This window comes from Amycolatopsis acidicola, assembly GCF_007713735.2.
GTDB classification, from domain to species: Bacteria; Actinomycetota; Actinomycetes; order Mycobacteriales; family Pseudonocardiaceae; genus Amycolatopsis_E; species Amycolatopsis_E acidicola.
In genome coordinates, this window is record NZ_VMNW02000010.1 from 50,992 (window position 1) to 69,712 (window position 18,721).

The window sequence follows — 18,721 nt, forward strand, 5'->3', positions numbered from 1 at the left end:
GACATGCGTGAAGTCGTGATCTGCGAACCGATCCGCACCCCGATCGGCCGGTACGGCGGCAGCCTCAAGGCGTTGACCGCCGCCGAACTCGGCGAAGTCGCGCTGCGGGGTCTGCTCCAGCGCACCGGGCTCGACCCGGCCGCCGTCGAAGACGTCGTGCTCGGCCACTGCTACCCCAACAGCGACGCACCGGCGATCGGCCGGGTGGTCGCGCTCAACGCCGGCCTGCCGGTGACCGTTCCCGGAATGCAGGTCGACCGCCGGTGCGGCTCGGGTCTGCAGGCCGTGCTGCAGGCAGGGCTTCAAGTTGCCGCCGGCGTCAACGAAGTCGTCGTCGCCGGCGGCGCCGAAAGCATGAGCAACGTCGCGTTCTACTCGACCAGCATGCGTTGGGGCGTCAAGGGAAACGGAGTGCAGCTGCACGACGGACTCGCACGCGGGCGCGTCACCGCCGGCGGGCGGGACTACCCCGTGCCGGGCGGCATGCTGGAGACCGCCGAAAACCTTCGCCGCGAGTACTCGATCACCCGCGAGGAACAAGACGAGCTGGCTCTCACCTCTCACCGCCGTGCGGTCGCGGCACAACGGTCCGGCGTGTTCGCCGACGAGATCGTCCCCGTCACCATCAAGACCCGCAAAGGCGAAACCGTCGTCGACACCGACGAGCACCCGCGTGCCGACGCTTCTCTCGAATCACTGTCGAAGCTCTCGCCCGTGCTCGGCAAGCAGGACCCTGATGCCACAGTGACCGCGGGCAACGCCAGCGGCCAGAACGACGCTGCCGCACTGTGCGTGGTCACCCATCGCGAGCGCGCCGAACAGCTGGGTCTGCGCCCGCTCGTCCGGTTGGTCTCCTGGGCGGTGGCCGGGGTGCAGCCGAAGGTCATGGGCATCGGCCCCGTCCCGTCTTCGCAGGCAGCGCTGGAACGGGCCGGGCTGAAGATGTCCGATGTGGACCTGATCGAGCTCAACGAGGCGTTCGCGGCGCAGGCACTCGCTTGCACCAGGGAATGGGGCTTCGGCGAGGCCGACTTCGAGCGCTTGAACGTGCACGGCTCGGGTATCTCCCTCGGCCACCCGGTCGGCGCGACCGGAACCCGCATCCTGACCACCCTCGCGCGCGAAATGCACCGCCGGGAAGCCCGCTACGGCCTGGAAACCATGTGCATCGGCGGCGGCCAGGGCCTCACGGCCATCTTCGAGCGGGTCGCCGGATGACGACGGTGTTCCCTGCCCGTGGCGATCTCGAAGCCGCGCTCGGCACCACACTCGGGCCCACCCCCTGGTTCCCCATCCGCCAGGACCACATCGACGCGTTCGCCGAAGCCACCGGGGACCACCAGTGGATCCACGTCGATCCGGGGCGCGCGGCCGACGGTCCTTACGGCCGCACCATCGCGCATGGATACCTGACACTGTCGCTCATCCCACGTTTCGGCGGCGAGTTATTCCGCTTCGATTTCGGCGGCGCCAGGGTGAACTACGGGCTCGACAAGGTGCGCTTCCCCTCCCCAGTACCGGTGGACGCGCAGGTTCGCGCCAGCGCGCAGTTCCTCGAACTCCGCCCGGTCGCGGCCGGTACGCAACTGCGGACCCGCTACACCATCGAATCCGACACCGGCGGCAAACCGGCCTGTGTGGCCGAGACGCTCACGCTGCTGCTGCCCTGACCCCGTGGAGAACCCAACGTGACCCGACTCGCCCGCACCGCCGGGCTCACCGACGTCCAGCAGGAAATCCTGTCGACCGTGCGCGTGTTCGTGGACAAGGAGATCATCCCGCACGCGCAAGAGCTCGAACACGCCGACGCCTATCCGGCGGACATCGTCGACGGGATGAAGGAAATGGGCCTGTTCGGCCTGATGATCCCGGAGGACTACGGCGGGCTCGGCGAATCGCTGCTGACGTACGCGCTCGTGGTCGAAGAGATCGCGCGCGGCTGGATGAGCGTCTCCGGCGTGATCAACACCCATTTCATCGTGGCCTACCTGCTGCGCCAGCACGGCACCGAACCCCAGAAGCAGAAGTACCTGCCTCGCATGGCGGCCGGTGAGGTTCGCGGCGCCTTCTCGATGTCGGAGCCGGACCTGGGCTCCGATGTCGCCGCCATCAAGACGCGCGCGAAACGCGACGGCGACGACTACGTCATCGACGGCGCGAAGATGTGGCTGACCAACGGCGGGACGTCGAACCTGATCGCGCTGCTGGCCCGGACCGACGAGGGGGCGGAGAAGTCCCACCAGAACCTCACGACGTTCCTCGTGGAAAAGCCCGAGGGCTACGGGGAGGTCGTGCCGGGGCTCACCATTCCCGGCAAGATCGACAAGATGGGCTACAAGGGTGTCGACACCACCGAGGCGGTGTTCGACGGGTTTCGTATCCCGGCCACACAGGTCCTCGGCGAAGCGCCCGGCAAAGGCTTCTCGTACATGATGGACGGCGTGGAAGTGGGCCGCGTCAACGTTTCCGCGCGCGCGTGCGGGATCGCGATCCGCTCCTTCGAACTGGCCATCGAGTACGCCCAGCAGCGCAGGAGCTTCGGCAAGCCGATCGCCGGGCACCAGGCCATCGCGTTCAAACTCGCCGAAATGGCGACCAAGGTGGAGGCCGCGCACCTGATGATGGTCAACGCCGCCCGGCTCAAGGACGCCGGACGGCGCAACGACGTCGAAGCAGGCATGGCCAAGCTGCTCGCCTCGGAGTACTGCGCCGAGGTGACCCAGGAGGCGTTCCGCATCCACGGCGGCTACGGCTATTCCAAGGAATACGAAATCGAGCGCCTCATGCGTGAGGCACCGTTCCTGCTGATCGGCGAGGGCACCAGCGAAATCCAGAAGACCATCATCAGCAAGGGCCTGCTGCGCGAATACCGGTCACGGTCCTGAACCCGCTCGCCATGGGTGCCCCGGCACCCATGGCGACAATATTCCGTATGATGCACTGTCTTCGGTAAGGTGGGAACGCGGGATCTTCGCTACATCCACGCGGAGCGGGAGGAACGATGACCGACGCGGTGGCGGTTCGGGGCCGCGGGCCGAGGCACCAGCAGCTTCCCGAGGAGGTGGCGTCCTACGTCCGCGAGCGGATCATTTCGGGCGAGGTGAAGCCGGGCGAGTTCCTTCGCGTGGAACCGATCGCCGAAGCCGTCGGGGTCAGCAACACCCCGGTGCGCGAAGGTCTGCTCGCGTTGCGCAGCGAAGGATTCGTCCAGCTCGTTCCCCGGCGCGGGTTCGTCGTGGCGGTCTTCACCCCACAGGACATCCGCGACTTGTTCTGGGTGCAGGCCCAGCTGGCGGGAGAACTCGCCGCCCGCGCGGCCAGGAACATCACCGGTGACCAGCTCGCGAACCTCGAACAGTACGTCGAGGACTACCGGAACGCCGTCGCCGCGGGCGACGAGGAGCGCATCGGGAGCGCCGGGCACCAGTTCCACCGGCAGATCAACCTGGCCGCCCAGTCGCGCCGGCTCGCGCTGCTGCTCGGCGGGGTGGTCAGCCAGCTGCCGAATCGCTTCTACGCGAGTTTCGAGGGACGCACGGCCCACACCGGCGAGCTGCATCTGCAGATCCTCGAAGCGACAAGGAAACGCGCCGCGCGCAAGGCGCAAACCCTGATGGCCGACCACATGCTGCAAGGCGCGGACGCGCTCATCGGCCTGCTCGACGAGCGCGGTATCTGGGCCGACGCGGCATCCGCCTGACGTCGGGGCATCCTGGAAGCCTCGCTCGCGCGCCCATCGACCAGACGCCGAGGACACCCCTCAGGCGAAGTCCAGCACCAGGCGCCCGCGCACGCCGCCGGCCTCGAGCAGCCGGTGCGCCTCCGCGGCCTGCTCGGCCGGGAACACCTTGGCCACGCGCAAGCTCAGCGCGCCCTCCTCCGCCTGCTTGACCAGCCTTGCCAGGCCTGCGGTATCGCCGACCGCGGTCCGAACCGAGACCGGGAACACCTTGATGCCACGCCCGGCCGGGCCCTGCCAGCCGCGCACCGTCGCCAGTGTGCCGCCGTCGGCCACGGCCTCGGCCGCGCGCTCGTTGAGCAACGCGCCATCGGCCAGGCCGGGTACCCCGCCGGGTATCAGTTCCCGGATCCGGGCCGCCACGCCGTCGCCGCGCTCGACCACCTCGTCGGCGCCCAGCTCACGGACCAGTTCGCGGTCGCCGTCCTTGGCGTCGGCGATCACACGGAGGCCGTCCGCTTTGGCCAGCTGAACCACGGAACCACCGAACGCCCCGGCGGCGCCGGTGACCGCGAGAGTGTCCCCTGTGGACAGTCCCATCGCGTCCAGTGCCAGCCGCGCGGTCATGCTGTTCATCAGAAAAGTGGCCGCCCGCACGAAATCGACACCCGCCGGGACGGGAACCACCGACTCGGCCGGGACGACGATCCGCTCGGAGTAAGCACCGTATGCTCCCTGCGGCGCGATCAGCGCCACCACGGCCTCACCGAGTTCGAACCTGCTCTCCGCGCCAGGGCCGATCTGGTCGATGACACCCGCGGCGTCCATCCCCGGGACGTACGGCGGCGGGTCCGCCTGGGGCCGCGTCCCCCCGCGGGTCATCGTGTCCGTGGGATTCACTGCCGCGGCGTGGACGCGGATCCGGACCTGCCCGGCTCCCGCCCGCGGTTCGGGCAACTCCAGTGGCTCCAGGACTTCCGGTCCGCCGAAGCGGGTCAAACCGATCGCTCTCATGAATTCCTTTCACTGTGGCGCGAGCTGGGCACCGCCGCAGACGTGCAGCACTTCCCCGGTGATGAAACCGGCACGGGGCGAGGCGAGAAAGGCCACCGCTTCGGCGACATCTTCGGCCGTGGCCAACCGCGGCAGCAGGGTCCGCGCCCGGCCTCGAGCGAGATGTACTTCCAGCTCTTCGTCCGTCTTCCCGCCTCGCACCATCGGCGTCACCACCGTGCTCGGAGCGACGGCGTTCACCGTGACCCCGTACGGCGCGAGTTCGACGGCGAGCGCCCGGGTCAGGCCGACCACGCCCGCCTTCGACGACGCGTAGGCCGCCGGTCCGCCGGCCAGCCACGTCCGCGACGACATGTTGACGACTTGAGCACCGTCCCCGGACTCCCGCCACAGCCCGGCAGCGGCCTGGCACAGCGACGCGGCACCCCAGACGTTGACCGCCATGACATCGTGCCAGTCCCGCGCGCCGATCTCGCCGAACCGACCGCGCTGAGCCCGCCCGGCATTGTTGACCAACTGGTCGAGCCGACCATACGTCTCACCGATTCTCCCGATGAGGGCACGGTTTTCCGCATCCGACGACACATCGCAGGCCCATCCGGTGACCGGGGCGCCCGTGCGCCGGGACACCTCCTCAGCTTGGCGGGTGACGCCGTCGCGGTCGAGATCGGCCAGCACCACGGTACTTCCCTGCCGCGCCAGGCATTCCGCGATCGCCACGCCGAGGCCACCCGCCCCGCCCGTCACCAATGCCACGCGATCATCGGTCATCCGGCGCTCTCCGTGGTGGTGACGGCCACTTCCGGCTTCGGTACCCGGATGAAGGAAACGGCGATCACGCTGACGAGCGACGCGGCGGCGACGTAGATCGACACCGAAGCGGTCATGTGGGTACCCGCGAGCAGCGCGACCATGATGAACGGGGCGAGCCCGCCGCCCAGGACGTTGGCGAACTGGTAGCCCATGGACGCGCCCGAGTACCGGGTACCGGACGGGAACATCTCGTTGAACATCGCGGTACCCGGCCCGAACATCGCCCCGACCCCGATCTGGCCCACCGCGGCGGCCAGCAGGATGAGCGGGAAACTGCGGGTTTCCACCAAAGGGAAGAGGGCGAAGGACCAGGCTCCGGAGAAGACGACACCGGCCGCGAAGATCGCCCGCCGCCCCACGATGTCCGACAGCCAGGCGAACACGAGCGTGCTGATCGCCCACGCGATCATCGACAGCATCACCGCGGTGAGCACCGTGCTCTTGGGGATGTGCAGATCCCGGGTGGCGTAGTCCAGCATCCCGGTGACGATCACGTAGAAACTGATCGTGGCCGACACGTAGGTGAACGCGACCAGCAGCACCTGCTTCGGGTGCCGCAGCACGGTCGTGACGGACGACCGCTTCTTCGTGCCCTCTTTCGCCACCGCTTCGGCCCGGCGGAACTCGGGCGTCTCCTCGATGTAGCGGTGGATGTAGTACGCGAGCGGGAACATCACGATGGTGAGCAGGAACGGCACCCGCCACCCCCAGCTCGAAAACTGTTCGGCGGTGGTGACGGTCGTCATCAACAGGAACACCAGGGTGCCGCTGATCATCCCGACGAACACCCCCAGTTGCGGGATGGCGCCGAACAGACCGCGCCGGTTCGCGGGCGCGTGCTCCAGCGACAGCAACGTGGAGCCACCCCACTGCCCGCCCACCGCGACGCCTTGGAGGACCCGCAGGAACACCAGAAGGATCGGGGCGGCCACGCCCAGGGTGGCGAACGTCGGCAGCAGCCCGATCAGCGTCGACGACACCGCCATCAGGATCAGCGCGGCCAGCAACGCGGGCTTGCGGCCGACCTTGTCCCCGAAGTGGCCGAAGATCGCCGCGCCGGCCGGGCGGCCCGCGAACCCGACCGCGAACGTCGCGAAGGACGCGAGCACACCGGCGACCGGATCGGCCGACGGGAAGAAATGACTGTTGAGGATGAGGGAAGCGGCAGTGCCGTAGATCAGGAAATCGTAGAACTCGATCGACTGGGCCGCGACCGACGCGACCAGGATCCGGCCCCGGCGGGGCGTGGCCGTCGTAGTGGCGGCGGGTGAGATACGTCCTTGTATGCTCATCTGTTCCTCATTCACGGATGGAAGGACGACTTCGCGTCGCGGTCGGCCGCTGGACGGGAAGCCTTGTGGCGCCGGGATCACCGCTGACCGGCGATTCCCGGCACGGGATGAGCCCGTGCGGGCCGTGGCACCTTGGCTGCAGGTCGTACGATCCGCCGGGCGGAGGAGAACGACACCCGAAGAGCCCTGGCGTGGGCCGGTCCATGGCATCGCCTCGCGGCCGCTCGTCCGGCCCGTTCGCAGCTCAATATATAATGCTCGAACCACGGAAGGGAACCTCTCATGTCCCCTTTTTCTGGCATCACCGATCATATATAATGTTCTAACTTCTTTTTCCGGGGCAGCGCGCTGTCCCATCACGACACCGGAGGACCCCCATGCCCAGCTCCTCCCCTATCCCTGTCGGCGTCCGGCTCCCCTTGGCCGGCCCGGAGTTCACCCCGTCCGCACTGCTGGAGCTGAGCCGCCGGGCGCTGGAACTCGGCTACGAGACGCTGTGGGTCGGCGACCACGTGTTGTTGCCTGAGAAGAGTTCTTCGGTCTATCCGCACACTGTGGACGGAGCCCGGCCGTTCCGCGCGGACACACCGTGGCTCGACCCACTGCTGCAGCTGACCTGGCTCGCCGGCGCGCTGCCCACCGCGCGGCTGGGCACCAGCGTCCTCATCCTGACGCTGCGGAACCCGGTCCTGATCGCCAAACAGCTCGCGACGGTCTCCTGGTTGACGGGCCGCCCGGTGTCGCTCGGCGTCGGCACGGGCTGGCTACGCGAGGAGTACGACGCGATCGGTGTTCCGTTCGAACATCGCGCCACCCGGGCGAAGAAGGCCATCGCGGAGATCCGGGAACTGCTCGCCCGCGGCCGGCGCGACTACAGCGTCCGCGGCGCGGACGACGAGCCGCGCACGACGAGTTTCCTGATGGCGCCTACCGCGCCGGCGCCGGTGGAGTTCCTCTGGGGTGGCTTCAGCCCGGTCGCGCTGCGGCTGGTCGCGTCCTCCTGTGACGGCTGGCTTCCCGCCAAGCAGAGCCCCGAAGAGCTGGAGGGACATCTGCGGCGGCTCAAGGACGCCTGCGATGACGCGCACCGCGACTTCGACGAGCTGAAGCTCGTCGTCAAACCCGGGCCCGGCCCGGACCCGCGGGCAGGCGGGATCGACAAGGACTCCCTCGCTGCCTATGCCGAGCTGGGTTTCCGCGAGGCGATCCTCGAAATGCCCTACGACACCGGCGGGCTTGCCGGAGCGGTGGCGACGCTCGAACGCGTCGCGACGCGCAGCTGGCCGTGAAAACCCCGAAGAAAGGACGAGGACAGTGCTCGAGGAATTGTTCGGCGTGGCAGGCAAAGTGGTGCTGGTGACCGGCGGAAGCCGTGGTATCGGCCTGGCCATCGCCGAGGGGTTCGTGAAATGCGGTGCCCGGGTCTACCTCTGCTCACGCAACGCGGAAGCCTGCGCGCTGGCCGAGAAGGAACTCTCCCAGTACGGCGAATGCCGCGCCATTCCCGCGGACCTCGGCACCGCGGAAGGACGACGCGCCCTCACCGCCGAGCTGACAGCTCGTGAGGACCGGCTCGACGTCCTGATCAACAACGCCGGCGCGATCTGGGCCGAAACCCTCGACGACTATCCGGAATCCGGCTGGGACAAGGTGTTCGACCTCAACGTCAAGGGGTCCTTCTTCCTCGTGCAGGCGCTCGTGCCGCTCCTGCGAGAGGCCGCCACGCCGGACGCCCCTGCGCGGGTCATCAACATCGGCTCGATCGACGGCTTCCACATCCCGCACCACGAGACCTACGCCTACTCCTCGTCGAAGGCCGCGGTCCACCAGCTCAGCCGCCACCTCGCCGCCCAGCTGGCGCGCGAGTCGATCACCGTCAACGTGATCGCCCCGGGCATGTTCCCGAGCAAGATGCTCAAGGGCACGGTGGAAAAGCACGGCGAGGCCGCTGTTCTGGCGCCCGTGCCGCTCAAGCGTTTCGTGTCTCCCTCGGACATGGCGGGAGCGGCGATCTACCTCGCGTCCCACGCGGGTTCGTACGTCACCGGCGCGGTACTGCCCGTCGACGGCGGTACCGCCACCACGCTCTGAACCGGGAGGGCCGCTGGCCGCCTGGGAGGCCCTGTGACGCGGGCCGCCCTGATGACCGAGGCGGGGCCGCCGTTCGTGCCGGGAAGGGAGTTCGCCCGGCATCCGCACGGGCAACCGGCGATGGCATCGTCCACAAACCCGGATTGCCAAGCACCTGCCCATGACCGAAACCCACCGGCTCGTCGAGCGCGGTCGGCTTCGCCGGCCACGGTACTGCCCGTCGACGGCGGTACCGCCACCACGCTGTAGCCCGGAAAAGCCACCGCCCGCCCGGCGAAAGTGCCGGGCGGGCGGTGACTTTGTGCCGAGGTCACCCCGTGACGAGGTGCTGTCCGCCGTCCACCACGAGCGCGGCGCCCGTGATGAAGGAAGCCTCTTCCGAGGCCAGGAACAGCGCCGCGTTCGCGACGTCCCACGCGGTGCCCCCGCGACGCCGCAGCGGCACCCGCGCGTTCCGCCCCGCGACGATCTCGTCGCGGGTGGCGCCGCCGCGGCCCACCTTGGCCTCCACCGCCATCGGGGTCTCCATCAGGCCGGGCAGGATGGTGTTGGCCCGGACTCCGTACTCGGCGTTGCGGATGGCCAGGTGTTCGGTCAGGGACACGACGCCGGCCTTGGAGGTGCGGTAGCCGACGGTCGGGTAGTCGGTGATCGCGGCGTTCGACGCGATGTTCGTGATCACCCCTGAGCCCTGCGCGCACATCACCGGCAAGGCGTGTTTACAGGCCAGCACCATGCCTTCGAGGTTGATCGCCATGATCCTGGCGAACGCGGCCGCCTCGATCTCGGTGACCGGCGCGTCCCCGGCGGCCTTCGCCACACCGACGTTGTTGTGCAAAACGTCGACGCGGCCCCACTTTCCGATGCAGGCGCGGACCATCGCGACGAGGTCGTCTTCGCTGGTGACATCGGCGCGGACGGCGATCGCGTCGCCGCCCGCGGCCGTGATCTCCTTGACCGTGTCCTCGGCCGCGGCGAGGTCGCGGTCCGCGGCGACGACCTTCGCGCCTTCTCGCGCATACAGGACCGCCGCGGCGCGGCCATTGCCGATCGTGGCACCGGGCAGCTGACCGGCACCGACGACGATCGCCACCTTCCCGGCCAGCCGCTGCCCCGCTCCGCTCATTTCTTCTCCGCGCTGAGGCTGTAGGTCACGAGCCGGCCGAGCGATCGTACGGCGCGGCGCGGGTCGGTGAAGGTGGGGATTCCGGCCGCCAGTAGTTGCTCGCGCGGCCGTCCGCTGCCGCCTGTCCACGCGACGAAGAAGGGCTTGCCCGTTTCCGGGTACGCGGCCTTCAAGGTCGCCACGATCTCCTCCGCTCCCCGGTCCGCGTTGCCGAGCACGACCAGCACGGCGTCGGTCTCGTCGTTGTCCCGGACCACCCGCAGGGTCTTCTCCAGGATGCCGATGTCGTTGATCATCGAGCCGGTCACGTCGATCGGATTGGCCGTGGAACCGAAGTACGGCAACAACTCCCCTACCCGTTCGCGATCGGCCGGATGCCAGGGCTCGACGACCAGGCCCGCCCGTACCGCGGCGTCGGTGGCCAGGGCGCCCGCACCGCCGCTGAGGGTGACGATCGTGAGCCTGCGCCCGGCGGCGCGGCGCCCACTGGTGAAGGCCAGCGCGGCATCGGCCATCTCCTCCATGCTTTCCACCCGCACCGCGCCGTGCTCGGCGACGGCGTGTGAGAAGGCGTCGTCGTCACCGGCCGTGCTCGCGGTGTGCGCTCCGATCGCCCTGGCCCCGGCCGGGGTGAGCCCGGATTTCAGCAGCACCAGGGGTTTGTGGTGCTCTTGGGCGGCGGACAGCAGCTTCTCCAGCGCGGGAAGATCGTCCCCGTCTTCGAAGTGCCCGAGCAGGACGTCCACATCGGACAGCGCGGCCAGCTCGGTCAGCAGCTCGATGACCGTGACGTCGGGCTGGTTGCCGGTGTTGGCGAAGTAGCGCACGCCGAGCCCGAGCGCGTTCATCGTGCTGTAGGTGAACGTGCCGACGGCGCCGCTCTGCGAGACCAAGGCGACCGGCGACTCCGGGCGTTCCCCCTCGGTGTCGAACGCCGTGGAGAACGTGGCGAAAGCACCGTGCGCGGCGGAAAACGTGCCCAGGCAGTTCGGCCCGACCAGCCGCATCCCGCCGCGGCGTGCCAGGTCCAGCAGACGCTGCTGCGCGGGCTGTCCGGCCTCGCCGATCTCCGAGAACCCCGAAGCGAAGATGATCGCCGCGCCGACCCCGGCCTCGGCACACCGCTGGACGGCCGTTTCCACCGAAGCCGCGGGCACCACGATGATGGCGAGATCGACCGGGCCGGGGACGTCCGCGATGTCGCTGTAGGCGGGTACGCCCTGTACTTCACGGTGCCGCGGGTTGATCGCGTAGATCCTGCCGCGATAGCCGTACTTCTTCAAATAGTCCAGTGGACGGCCGGAAAGCTTGTCCGGATCCGACGAAGCGCCGTACACCAGCACGCTTTCCGGCCGGAACAGCAACTCCGCGACGGGACGGCTCATGAGTGCACTTCACCCTTGAACACCGGCGCGCGGCGTTCCCGGTGCGAGGCGACACCTTCGACCACGTCGGGCCCGCCGAACCCGAGAAACTCCAGGCCCAGCGACGCGTCGAACAACGGACCCGCCTGGCGGTACCACTGGTTGAGCGAGTACTTCGTCCAGCGGATCGCCTCCTGCGCCCCGCTGCTGAGCTTTTCGGCGATCCCCCGCGCGGTGTCGAGCAGTTCGCTCTCGTCGACCGTCAAGGAAACCAATCCCGCCCGCTCGGCCTCCTCACCCGAGATCTTCTCGCACGTCAGCAGGAGGTACTTCGCCTTGGCCATCCCGCACAGCAACGGCCACACCATCGAAGCGTGGTCCCCGGCCGCGACACCGAGCCGGGTGTGCCCGTCGATGATCCGCGCGGTGCGCGCCGCGATCGAGATGTCGGCCATCAGCGCCACGACCAGTCCCGCGCCGACGGCGGGCCCATGAATCGCCGAGATGATCGGCTTGTTGCAGTTCAGGAGGTTGTAGAACAGGTCCCGCGACTCGCGCATCACGCGCATCCGCACGCCGTAGTCGGCGATCTGTGCTTCGATCAGATCGAAGCTGCCGCCCGCCGAAAACGCCTTGCCGGCGCCGCGGACCACGACGGCGCGCACCGCGGGGTCGGCGTCGATCACGGGCCAGATCTTCGCGATCTGGGTGTGCACGGTCTCGTCGACCGCGTTGAGATTGGGGCCGTCGAACACCACCTCGAGCACGCCGGGCTGAGTGTTCTCGAACGTGAGGCCCGAAAACTCCTTGTACTTGCCGAGCATCCGCTCCTGCCTTCCTTCTCGGGTGGTCAAATTCCCCGGCCGCCGGTGACTTCCAGGACGGCACCGTTCACATAGGACGCGAGCGGAGAGGCGAGGAACACCGCGGCGCCCGCGACCTCACTCGGTTCTCCCGCGCGGCCCAGCGGCACTTCCGCCTCCTTGGCGGCGAAGATCTCCGGTTTCATCGCCAGCGTCATGGCGGTGCGCACCAGACCCGGCTGCACCGCGTTCACGCGCACTCCGGAGGGGCCGAGCTCCTTGGCCGCGGCTTTGGTCAGGCCGACCAGGCCGGCTTTCGCCGCGCTGTAGTTGGTCTGGCCCGGGTTGCCGATCTTGCCCGACAACGAGGACATGTTGATCACACAGCCGCTCTTCTGCTTGCGGAACAGCGGCGCGACCGCCCGCGTCCCCAGCCACGCGCCCTTGAGGCTCACCCCGAGCACGAGGTCGAAGTCGGTTCCGGCGAGTTTGGCCAGGTATCCGTCGCGGGTCACGCCCGCGTTGTTGACCAGGACGTCCAGGCGGCCGAACCGGTCCAGGCACGCCTGGACCAGCTCCGCCTGATCCTGTTCGGACATCACGTCACACTGGCGGCCTTCGGCATCGCCGTTCAGCGAACCGGCCGCCGCCTTCGCCTTGTCACCGTCCACGTCGGCGATCAGTACACGCGCGCCTTCCGCGCTGAACGCCTCCGCGATGGCCAGGCCGATGCCCTGCCCGCCACCGGTCACGATGGCGACCTGGTCCTGCAGCAGTCCCACGATGTTCCTTCCGTTCGAAGATCTCTACGCGTTCGCGGCGGGGATGGCGTCCAGCGGGGTGGCCGGGTCGAGCGAGGACAGGTCGCCCACCGGTTCGCCGAGATGGCGCGCGCGGATCGCGCGGCGCATGATCTTCCCGTTCTTGGTCTTGGGCAACGTCTTCACGACGTGCAGTGAGGGGGCGAAAGCCTTACCCACGTTGGCCAGCGCGGTCGCGACGAGGTCGTCATTCCCCGCCTCGCCTCGCGGGACCACGAACGCCACCACGCGTTGACCGCGCTGGGCGTCCGGCACGCCGATCACCGCGGCTTCGGCTATGCGCCGGTCCTTGAGCAGCGCGGCCTCGATCTCGGCCGGGCCGACCCGCCTGCCGGAAACCTTGATCGTGTCGTCGGACCGGCCGTGGATCCGCCAGGTGCCGGACTCGTCGACGCTCGTGAGGTCGCCGTGCAGCCAGACCCCGTCCCATTTGCTCCAGTAGGTTTCGAGGTAACGCTCGCGGTCCTGCCAGAACGCGTGCGTCATCCCGGGCCACGTATTGTGCACGGTCAGTTCGCCGACCTGGCCGGTCACCGGTTTCCCGGCGGCGTCGAGCACCGCCACGTCCATGCCGGGCAGCGGCCCGTTGAACGACGCCGGTTCCGCGGGCAGGAACGGGTAGGCCACGAGGATGCCACCGCCGGTTTCGGTACCCCCGCTGTAGTTCACGATCGGCCGCCGGGAGCCGCCGACCTGATCGAACAGCCAGTGCCAGGTCGGGGAGTCCCAGGCCTCGCCGGTGGAGGCGAACGCCCGCAACCGGCTCAGGTCGCCGAAATCCTGGTCGCCGCGGGCCATCAGGGCGCGGGCGGCGGTGGGCGCGATGCCCTGGAAGGTCACGCCGTTCCGTTCGGCGATCTCCCAGAGACGGCCCGGCCCGGGGTAGTCGGGCACACCTTCGGTGAGCACGATCGTCGCGCCGAGCTGCAGCCCGCCCAGGATCATCAGCGGGCCGAGCATCCAGCCGAGGTCGGCGATCCAGGCGATCACGTCGTCGGCGTGGATGTCGAAACCGTACGCGAAATCGGTCGCCGCCTTCACGGTGAATCCCGCGTGCGAGTGCAGGATGCCCTTCGGCTTCCCGGTCGTCCCGGAGGTGTAGATGATCGTCAGCGGGTCGTTCGATTCGGTGTCGGCGACCGGCACGGGCGGCGGGTCCACCGGGAGCTCGTCCCAGTAGACGTCGCGGCCCGCGGTCATCGGCACCCCGTCCGCAAGGTGCCGCACCACGATCGCGTGCCGCACCGTGGGAGACTCCGCCAGGGCCTGGTCCGCGATGTCCTTCAGCGCGACCCGCTTGCCCCGGCGCGTGGTGCCGTCGGCGGTCACCAGCGCCACCGCGCCGGAGTCGCGAAGGCGTGCCGCCAGCGCATCCGGGCCGTAGCCGGTGAAGGCCGGTACCGAGATCGCGCCGAGCATCGCGCAGCCGAGGAAGGCCACGACCGCCTCGGGCACGACGGGCAGGAACAACACCACCCGGTCACCACGGCCGACCCCGAGCTGGGCGAGGTTCGCGGCGAACCGCCGGACCTGAGCGCTCAGCTCCCCGAAGGTCAGCGTCCGCCGTTGACCGCCGTCTCCTTCGTAGACCACGGCTTCCTTGGCCGCCAGGTCACTCTCGCCGTGCCGGTGTGCGCACAGAGTCGCCGCGTTGATCCGGCCCCCGGGAAACCATTGGGGGAACAGTCTTCCCGCGCTCTCGTCGACGACGCGCTCGAACGGCGTGGTGAACGTGATGTCCAGGTCCTCCACCACCGACCGCCAGAACCATTCCGGATCGGCGACCGACGCCTCGTGCAGTTCCTGGAGCCCGTCGAAACCCCAGCTCTTCATCGCCCGCAGCAACCGGCTGCGGGCACGGACGGTCTCATCCGGTACCCATGCCGGATGGGCGGCTGCCGCGGACGGCCCCGGTCCTCGCATCATCGGCTCCTCGTCACTTCCGGTGGTCACTTCGCCGCGGCGCCGGCCGCGTCGAGCTGACGGGCGTACTGGAGCACCTCGCGTGCTGTCTTGATGTGCGCGTAGTCGATGTGCATGTCCTCATAGCGCACGGCCGCGGCGCCTTCGGCCTCCGCCTTCTCGAAGGCGGCGATCATGCCCTCGTAGAACTCGATCTCGAACCGCGAGGGGCTGAACACCTCGTTCGCCACGGCGATGTGCGAGGGATGGATCAACACCTGGCCGCGGAACCCGAGTTCCCGGTTCTGGCGCGAGAAGTTCCGTGCGCCTTCGGTGTCGGTCAGGTCCTGCCAGACGCCGACGATCGGGAATTCCAATCCCGCCGCACGCGCCGCGAGCAACGCTTTGCTGCGCAGGTACATCGTTTCGGCGCCGGCGGGGGTGAACTGGAACCCGATCGACCGCGACACGTCCGCGTCCCTGGCCGTTCCGGCGAACAGTGTCGCCACCCGGGGCGAAGCGGTGGCGATCCGATCGCAGTTCGCATATGCCTCAGCGGTTTCCAGCGAGCACAGGAACTCCAGCTTCCCCGGCTCGACCCCGTTGCGGCGTTCGAAGTGCGTCACCAGTGCGTCGAAGCCGACGATGTCGTCCGGCCCGTAGGTCTTCGGGAGCACGAACCCGTCCAGGCCGGGGATCGCGACCGCCTCGATGTCGTCCCCGGACATGCCGGTGTCCAGCGAGTTCAGCCGCACATAGAGCGCGACGTCCGAGCCGGCCTTCCGCAGCCGGGTGATCGTGGCGGCCACTTCGGCACGGCCCTGGGCCTTGAGGTCGAGCGGAACCGAGTCCTCCAGATCGAGGATCAGCCCGTCCGCGCCGGCGGCCACCCCCTTCTCGGCCCAGTTCCCCCGGTGGCCCGGCACGAACAACAGTGAACGCAGTGGCCTCACGATACCTCCTCGTCGCGGCAGATGGCTGCAACAGTACACAATATATGATGCTGGAACAAGAACGGCAGGTGCGGAGATCGCTTCTAGCTGCATGTTTGGCGATTCAGCTAAATATATGATGCTTGCCAGAGGGTTCACATCGGCACAGCGACGTGATAGGAACTGAAAGCACGTGCACGACGATGGTGCGCCGAGGCGAAGAGGTGAGCAGGTGCGGCGAAAGCCCCTTCAGAACATCCGTGTCCTCGAGTTCGGGGGCTACATCTCCGCCCCCTACGCGAGCTCACTGCTCGCGGCGCTCGGAGCGGACGTCGTGAAAGTCGAGCGGCCGGGAACCGGTGAGGACTTCCGCCGCGCGCAGGACGACCGCAGCCCGTACTTCCGGCAGTACAACGCCGGGAAGCGCAGTTTCGCCGTCGATCTCAAGGATCCGCGCGGAGTGGAACTGGTCAAGGAGGTCCTGCCGCGGTTCGACGTGCTGCTGGAGAACCTGCGGCCGGGCAAGCTCGCCGCGCTCGGTCTCGGCCCGGACGTCTGCCGGGAACTGCGCCCGGATCTCGTGTACACCTCCGTCACCGGGTTCGGCGACGGAGGGCCGCTGCGCGCCCGCGCCGCCTACGATTCCATCGGCCAGGCCGTCGGCGGCATCTACTCGATCCTCAGCGACGCGGGTTCCGCCCAGATCTCCGGCACCTGCCTCGCCGATCTGGTGACCGGCCTGTCCACGGCCACCGGAATCCTCGCCGCGCTGGTCGGCCGGGCGGACTCCGGTCTCGGGGAACATCTCCAGACCTCGATGATGGAAGCGGTCAGCACCGTCACGATCGACGCCATCACCCAGTTCTTCGACGACGGGCACACCGACCCGGCCCGGCAAAGCCGCCACCCCCAGGCGCAGAACTTCTGCCTCAAGACCGCCTCCGGCGAGGACATCACCCTGCACCTGTCGTCGTCCCAGAAGTTCTGGCTGGCGTTGCTGGAAGCGATGGGCCGCCACGACCTCGCCGATGACCCGCGCTTCGTCACCTACGCGCGGCGCTGGGACAACTACTTCGAACTCGCCGAAATCGTGCAGGCCGAGTTCCTCCGGAAACCCGCCCGTGAATGGGAAAAACTGCTCAGCGAGGCCGATGTCCCGTTCGCCCCCGTACTGGGGATGGGCGGCTACCTGTCGCACCCGCAGACCGAATGGCTCGAAGTCACCGAACCCGAGACCGACGGCCTGGCGCTCGTGCGCCCGCCGTGGCGGTTTTCCGGCGCACGCCCGGAACGCGGCCGCGTCACACCGCGCGTCGGCCAGCACAGCCGGGAAATCGCGGCCGAGGTCTGCGGCGAGTCCCGTGTGGACGCACTCGTCGCCGCCGGCGTCCTGTTCACCGCAGACACCTCCGAAACCTCCGCAGCGGAAAGGGAAACCCATGCCTGACACACTCGCCGAACAGCTCGCCCGGTTCAGCGCCGCGACCGAAACCCCGAATCTCCCGGACGCGGTCGTAGCAGAGAGCAAGCGGCTCGTGCTGGACTCGATCGGCTGCGCGCTCGCCGCCACCGGAGAACCGCGCGGGCGCATCGGCATCGAGTACGGCCTGATGACCGGGGGTACGGGCGGGGACGCCACGATCCTCGGCACCGGTGACCGTACTTCGGTGTTCGGCGCCGCCTTCGCCAACGGTGAACTGATGAACGCGCTCGACTTCGACGCCGTCCTGCCGCCGGGGCACGTCTCGCCCTACGTCCTGCCCGGCGCGCTCGCGTTCGGGGAAAGCCTGGGGATCTCCGGCAGCGAACTGATCGCGGCCGTCGCGCTCTCCCACGAGATGAGCTACCGGTTCGGCAAGGCCATGGATTACCTGCGCGACACCAAGAACGGTGAAGTCGCGCTCTCCCCGGTGCTCGGGTTCAGCAGCACGGTGTTCGGCGCGACCGCCGCGATCGGCAAGGTCAAGGGCTACGACGCCGCCACGCTGGCGAACGCGCTGGCGATCGCGGCCAACATCTCGCCCGTCAACTCCCACCGTTCCTGGCTGGCCCACTCCCCCAGCTCCACGATCAAGTACCTGAACGCGGGCGTGCTCGTGCAGGCGGCATTGACCGCCGCGCATTTCGCCGAACTGGGCCACCGCGGCGACCTGCAGGTCCTGGACGACGCGGAGCACGGCTACCGGCGGTTCATCGGCACCGGCCGCTGGGTGCCCGAAACGCTCACCGACGGACTGGGCACCGAGTGGCGTTTCCCCGCCGAATCGACTCTCAAGCCTTACCCGCACTGCCGGATCCTGCACGCCCCGCTGGACGCTCTCACCGAGATCGTCGAGACCAACGACATCAAACCGGACGAGATCGACGCGATCCGCGCCTGGGGCGAGGCCTGGGTGCTGCACCCGGTGTGGCTCAACCGCGAGATCTCCCACGTGCACGACGCGCAGTTCTCCATCGCACACGGGCTCGCCGTCGGCGCGCACCGTGTCACCCCCAGCAAGGCCTGGCAGGACCCGGATCTGGTGTTCGGCAGCTCGGTGCGCGAGGTGATGGACAAGACCACCTTCCAGCCGCACCCCGACTGGGGCACCGAAATCGAGAAGCACCCGTCCAGCAGGCCCACCCGCATCGAGGTCGACGCGCGTGGCACGACGTTCAGCGCCGAACGCCGGTTCCCGAAGGGCAGCCCGTCCCCGGACCCCTCGACCCTGCTCACCACCGACGAGCTGGTCGCCAAGTTCCGCGTCAATGCCACAGGCGTCCTCACGGAGTCCGAAGTAGACAGTGTGCTCGGCTCACTGCTGGAACTGGAAAAGGTCGACGACATCAGCGGTCTCCTGCGCTCGCTCGGCGGCACGGCGGCCGCCCGGACCGCCTGATCGGC

Annotated in this window: 17 protein-coding genes; 8 read left to right on the forward strand and 9 right to left on the reverse strand. The window is 68.7% G+C overall.

Going from position 1 to position 18,721, the window contains the following annotated elements:
* Nucleotides 1-3 precede the first annotated feature (3 nt).
* The 4 genes from FPZ12_RS09555 (at nucleotide 4) to FPZ12_RS09570 (ending at nucleotide 3,700) form a co-directional block, all read left to right on the forward strand.
* Nucleotides 4-1,218, forward strand: coding sequence for an acetyl-CoA C-acetyltransferase (locus FPZ12_RS09555; protein WP_144750819.1), 1,215 nt, complete (start codon nucleotides 4-6; stop codon nucleotides 1,216-1,218).
* Nucleotides 1,215-1,670, forward strand: a complete 456-nt coding sequence (locus tag FPZ12_RS09560; protein ID WP_144750817.1) for a MaoC family dehydratase — start codon at nucleotides 1,215-1,217, stop codon at nucleotides 1,668-1,670. The genes FPZ12_RS09555 and FPZ12_RS09560 overlap by 4 nt, the downstream gene beginning before the upstream one ends.
* 18 nt (nucleotides 1,671-1,688) lie before the next feature.
* Nucleotides 1,689-2,885: an acyl-CoA dehydrogenase family protein gene (locus FPZ12_RS09565; protein ID WP_144750815.1), complete on the forward strand. Its 1,197-nt coding sequence runs from the start codon at nucleotides 1,689-1,691 to the stop codon at nucleotides 2,883-2,885.
* A gap of 116 nt (nucleotides 2,886-3,001) precedes the next feature.
* Nucleotides 3,002-3,700 carry a GntR family transcriptional regulator gene (locus tag FPZ12_RS09570; protein ID WP_144750813.1) on the forward strand — a complete coding sequence of 233 codons (699 nt, stop codon included), beginning with the start codon at nucleotides 3,002-3,004 and terminating at the stop codon, nucleotides 3,698-3,700.
* 60 nt (nucleotides 3,701-3,760) lie between these two features.
* Here the strand turns inward: FPZ12_RS09570 and FPZ12_RS09575 are convergent, their stop codons facing one another.
* From FPZ12_RS09575 to FPZ12_RS09585, 3 genes are read right to left on the reverse strand one after another with little or no spacing between them, the layout of a single operon-like run.
* Nucleotides 3,761-4,693 carry a quinone oxidoreductase family protein gene (locus FPZ12_RS09575; protein WP_144750811.1) on the reverse strand — a complete coding sequence of 311 codons (933 nt, stop codon included), beginning with the start codon at nucleotides 4,691-4,693 and terminating at the stop codon, nucleotides 3,761-3,763.
* 9 nt (nucleotides 4,694-4,702) lie between these two features.
* Nucleotides 4,703-5,464, reverse strand: a complete 762-nt coding sequence (locus FPZ12_RS09580) for an SDR family NAD(P)-dependent oxidoreductase (RefSeq protein WP_144750809.1) — start codon at nucleotides 5,462-5,464, stop codon at nucleotides 4,703-4,705.
* Nucleotides 5,461-6,798 (reverse strand): MFS transporter, encoded by a 1,338-nt coding sequence (locus tag FPZ12_RS09585; RefSeq protein ID WP_166462662.1) that lies wholly within the window; start codon nucleotides 6,796-6,798, stop codon nucleotides 5,461-5,463. Before FPZ12_RS09585 ends, FPZ12_RS09580 begins: the two co-directional genes overlap by 4 nt.
* A gap of 377 nt (nucleotides 6,799-7,175) precedes the next feature.
* Here FPZ12_RS09585 and FPZ12_RS09590 point away from each other — a divergent pair, with 377 nt between their 5' ends.
* Both FPZ12_RS09590 and FPZ12_RS09595 read left to right on the forward strand, forming a co-directional pair.
* Nucleotides 7,176-8,087, forward strand: a complete 912-nt coding sequence (locus FPZ12_RS09590) for an LLM class flavin-dependent oxidoreductase (RefSeq protein WP_144750805.1) — start codon at nucleotides 7,176-7,178, stop codon at nucleotides 8,085-8,087.
* Nucleotides 8,088-8,112: 25 nt separating this feature from the next.
* Nucleotides 8,113-8,889, forward strand: coding sequence for an SDR family oxidoreductase (locus tag FPZ12_RS09595; RefSeq protein WP_243769764.1), 777 nt, complete (start codon nucleotides 8,113-8,115; stop codon nucleotides 8,887-8,889).
* A 310-nt stretch (nucleotides 8,890-9,199) separates the two neighbouring features.
* On the opposite strand, the gene FPZ12_RS09600 is transcribed toward FPZ12_RS09595, so the two are convergent.
* From FPZ12_RS09600 to FPZ12_RS09625, 6 genes are read right to left on the reverse strand one after another with little or no spacing between them, the layout of a single operon-like run.
* Nucleotides 9,200-10,015, reverse strand: coding sequence for an SDR family NAD(P)-dependent oxidoreductase (locus tag FPZ12_RS09600; RefSeq protein ID WP_144750801.1), 816 nt, complete (start codon nucleotides 10,013-10,015; stop codon nucleotides 9,200-9,202).
* The gene (locus FPZ12_RS09605) at nucleotides 10,012-11,400 is read right to left on the reverse strand and encodes an acetate--CoA ligase family protein (protein ID WP_144750799.1); all 1,389 of its coding nucleotides are present in this window, start codon (nucleotides 11,398-11,400) and stop codon (nucleotides 10,012-10,014) included. The genes FPZ12_RS09600 and FPZ12_RS09605 overlap by 4 nt, the downstream gene beginning before the upstream one ends.
* Nucleotides 11,397-12,203, reverse strand: a complete 807-nt coding sequence (locus FPZ12_RS09610; protein ID WP_144750797.1) for an enoyl-CoA hydratase/isomerase family protein — start codon at nucleotides 12,201-12,203, stop codon at nucleotides 11,397-11,399. The genes FPZ12_RS09605 and FPZ12_RS09610 overlap by 4 nt, the downstream gene beginning before the upstream one ends.
* Nucleotides 12,204-12,229: 26 nt before the next feature.
* Nucleotides 12,230-12,964: a 3-oxoacyl-ACP reductase FabG gene (gene fabG / locus FPZ12_RS09615; protein ID WP_208025811.1), complete on the reverse strand. Its 735-nt coding sequence runs from the start codon at nucleotides 12,962-12,964 to the stop codon at nucleotides 12,230-12,232.
* Between the two features lie 24 nt (nucleotides 12,965-12,988).
* Nucleotides 12,989-14,926: an AMP-binding protein gene (locus FPZ12_RS09620; RefSeq protein WP_144750792.1), complete on the reverse strand. Its 1,938-nt coding sequence runs from the start codon at nucleotides 14,924-14,926 to the stop codon at nucleotides 12,989-12,991.
* Between the two features lie 26 nt (nucleotides 14,927-14,952).
* Complete coding sequence (locus tag FPZ12_RS09625) at nucleotides 14,953-15,858, reverse strand: HpcH/HpaI aldolase/citrate lyase family protein (RefSeq protein WP_144750790.1); 906 nt, start codon at nucleotides 15,856-15,858, stop codon at nucleotides 14,953-14,955.
* Between the two features lie 211 nt (nucleotides 15,859-16,069).
* Here FPZ12_RS09625 and FPZ12_RS09630 point away from each other — a divergent pair, with 211 nt between their 5' ends.
* Together FPZ12_RS09630 and FPZ12_RS09635 are read left to right on the forward strand one after the other, a co-directional pair.
* Nucleotides 16,070-17,284: a CaiB/BaiF CoA transferase family protein gene (locus tag FPZ12_RS09630; RefSeq protein ID WP_144750788.1), complete on the forward strand. Its 1,215-nt coding sequence runs from the start codon at nucleotides 16,070-16,072 to the stop codon at nucleotides 17,282-17,284.
* Nucleotides 17,277-18,716 carry an MmgE/PrpD family protein gene (locus tag FPZ12_RS09635; RefSeq protein ID WP_144750786.1) on the forward strand — a complete coding sequence of 480 codons (1,440 nt, stop codon included), beginning with the start codon at nucleotides 17,277-17,279 and terminating at the stop codon, nucleotides 18,714-18,716. The genes FPZ12_RS09630 and FPZ12_RS09635 overlap by 8 nt, the downstream gene beginning before the upstream one ends.
* Nucleotides 18,717-18,721: the final 5 nt, after the last annotated feature.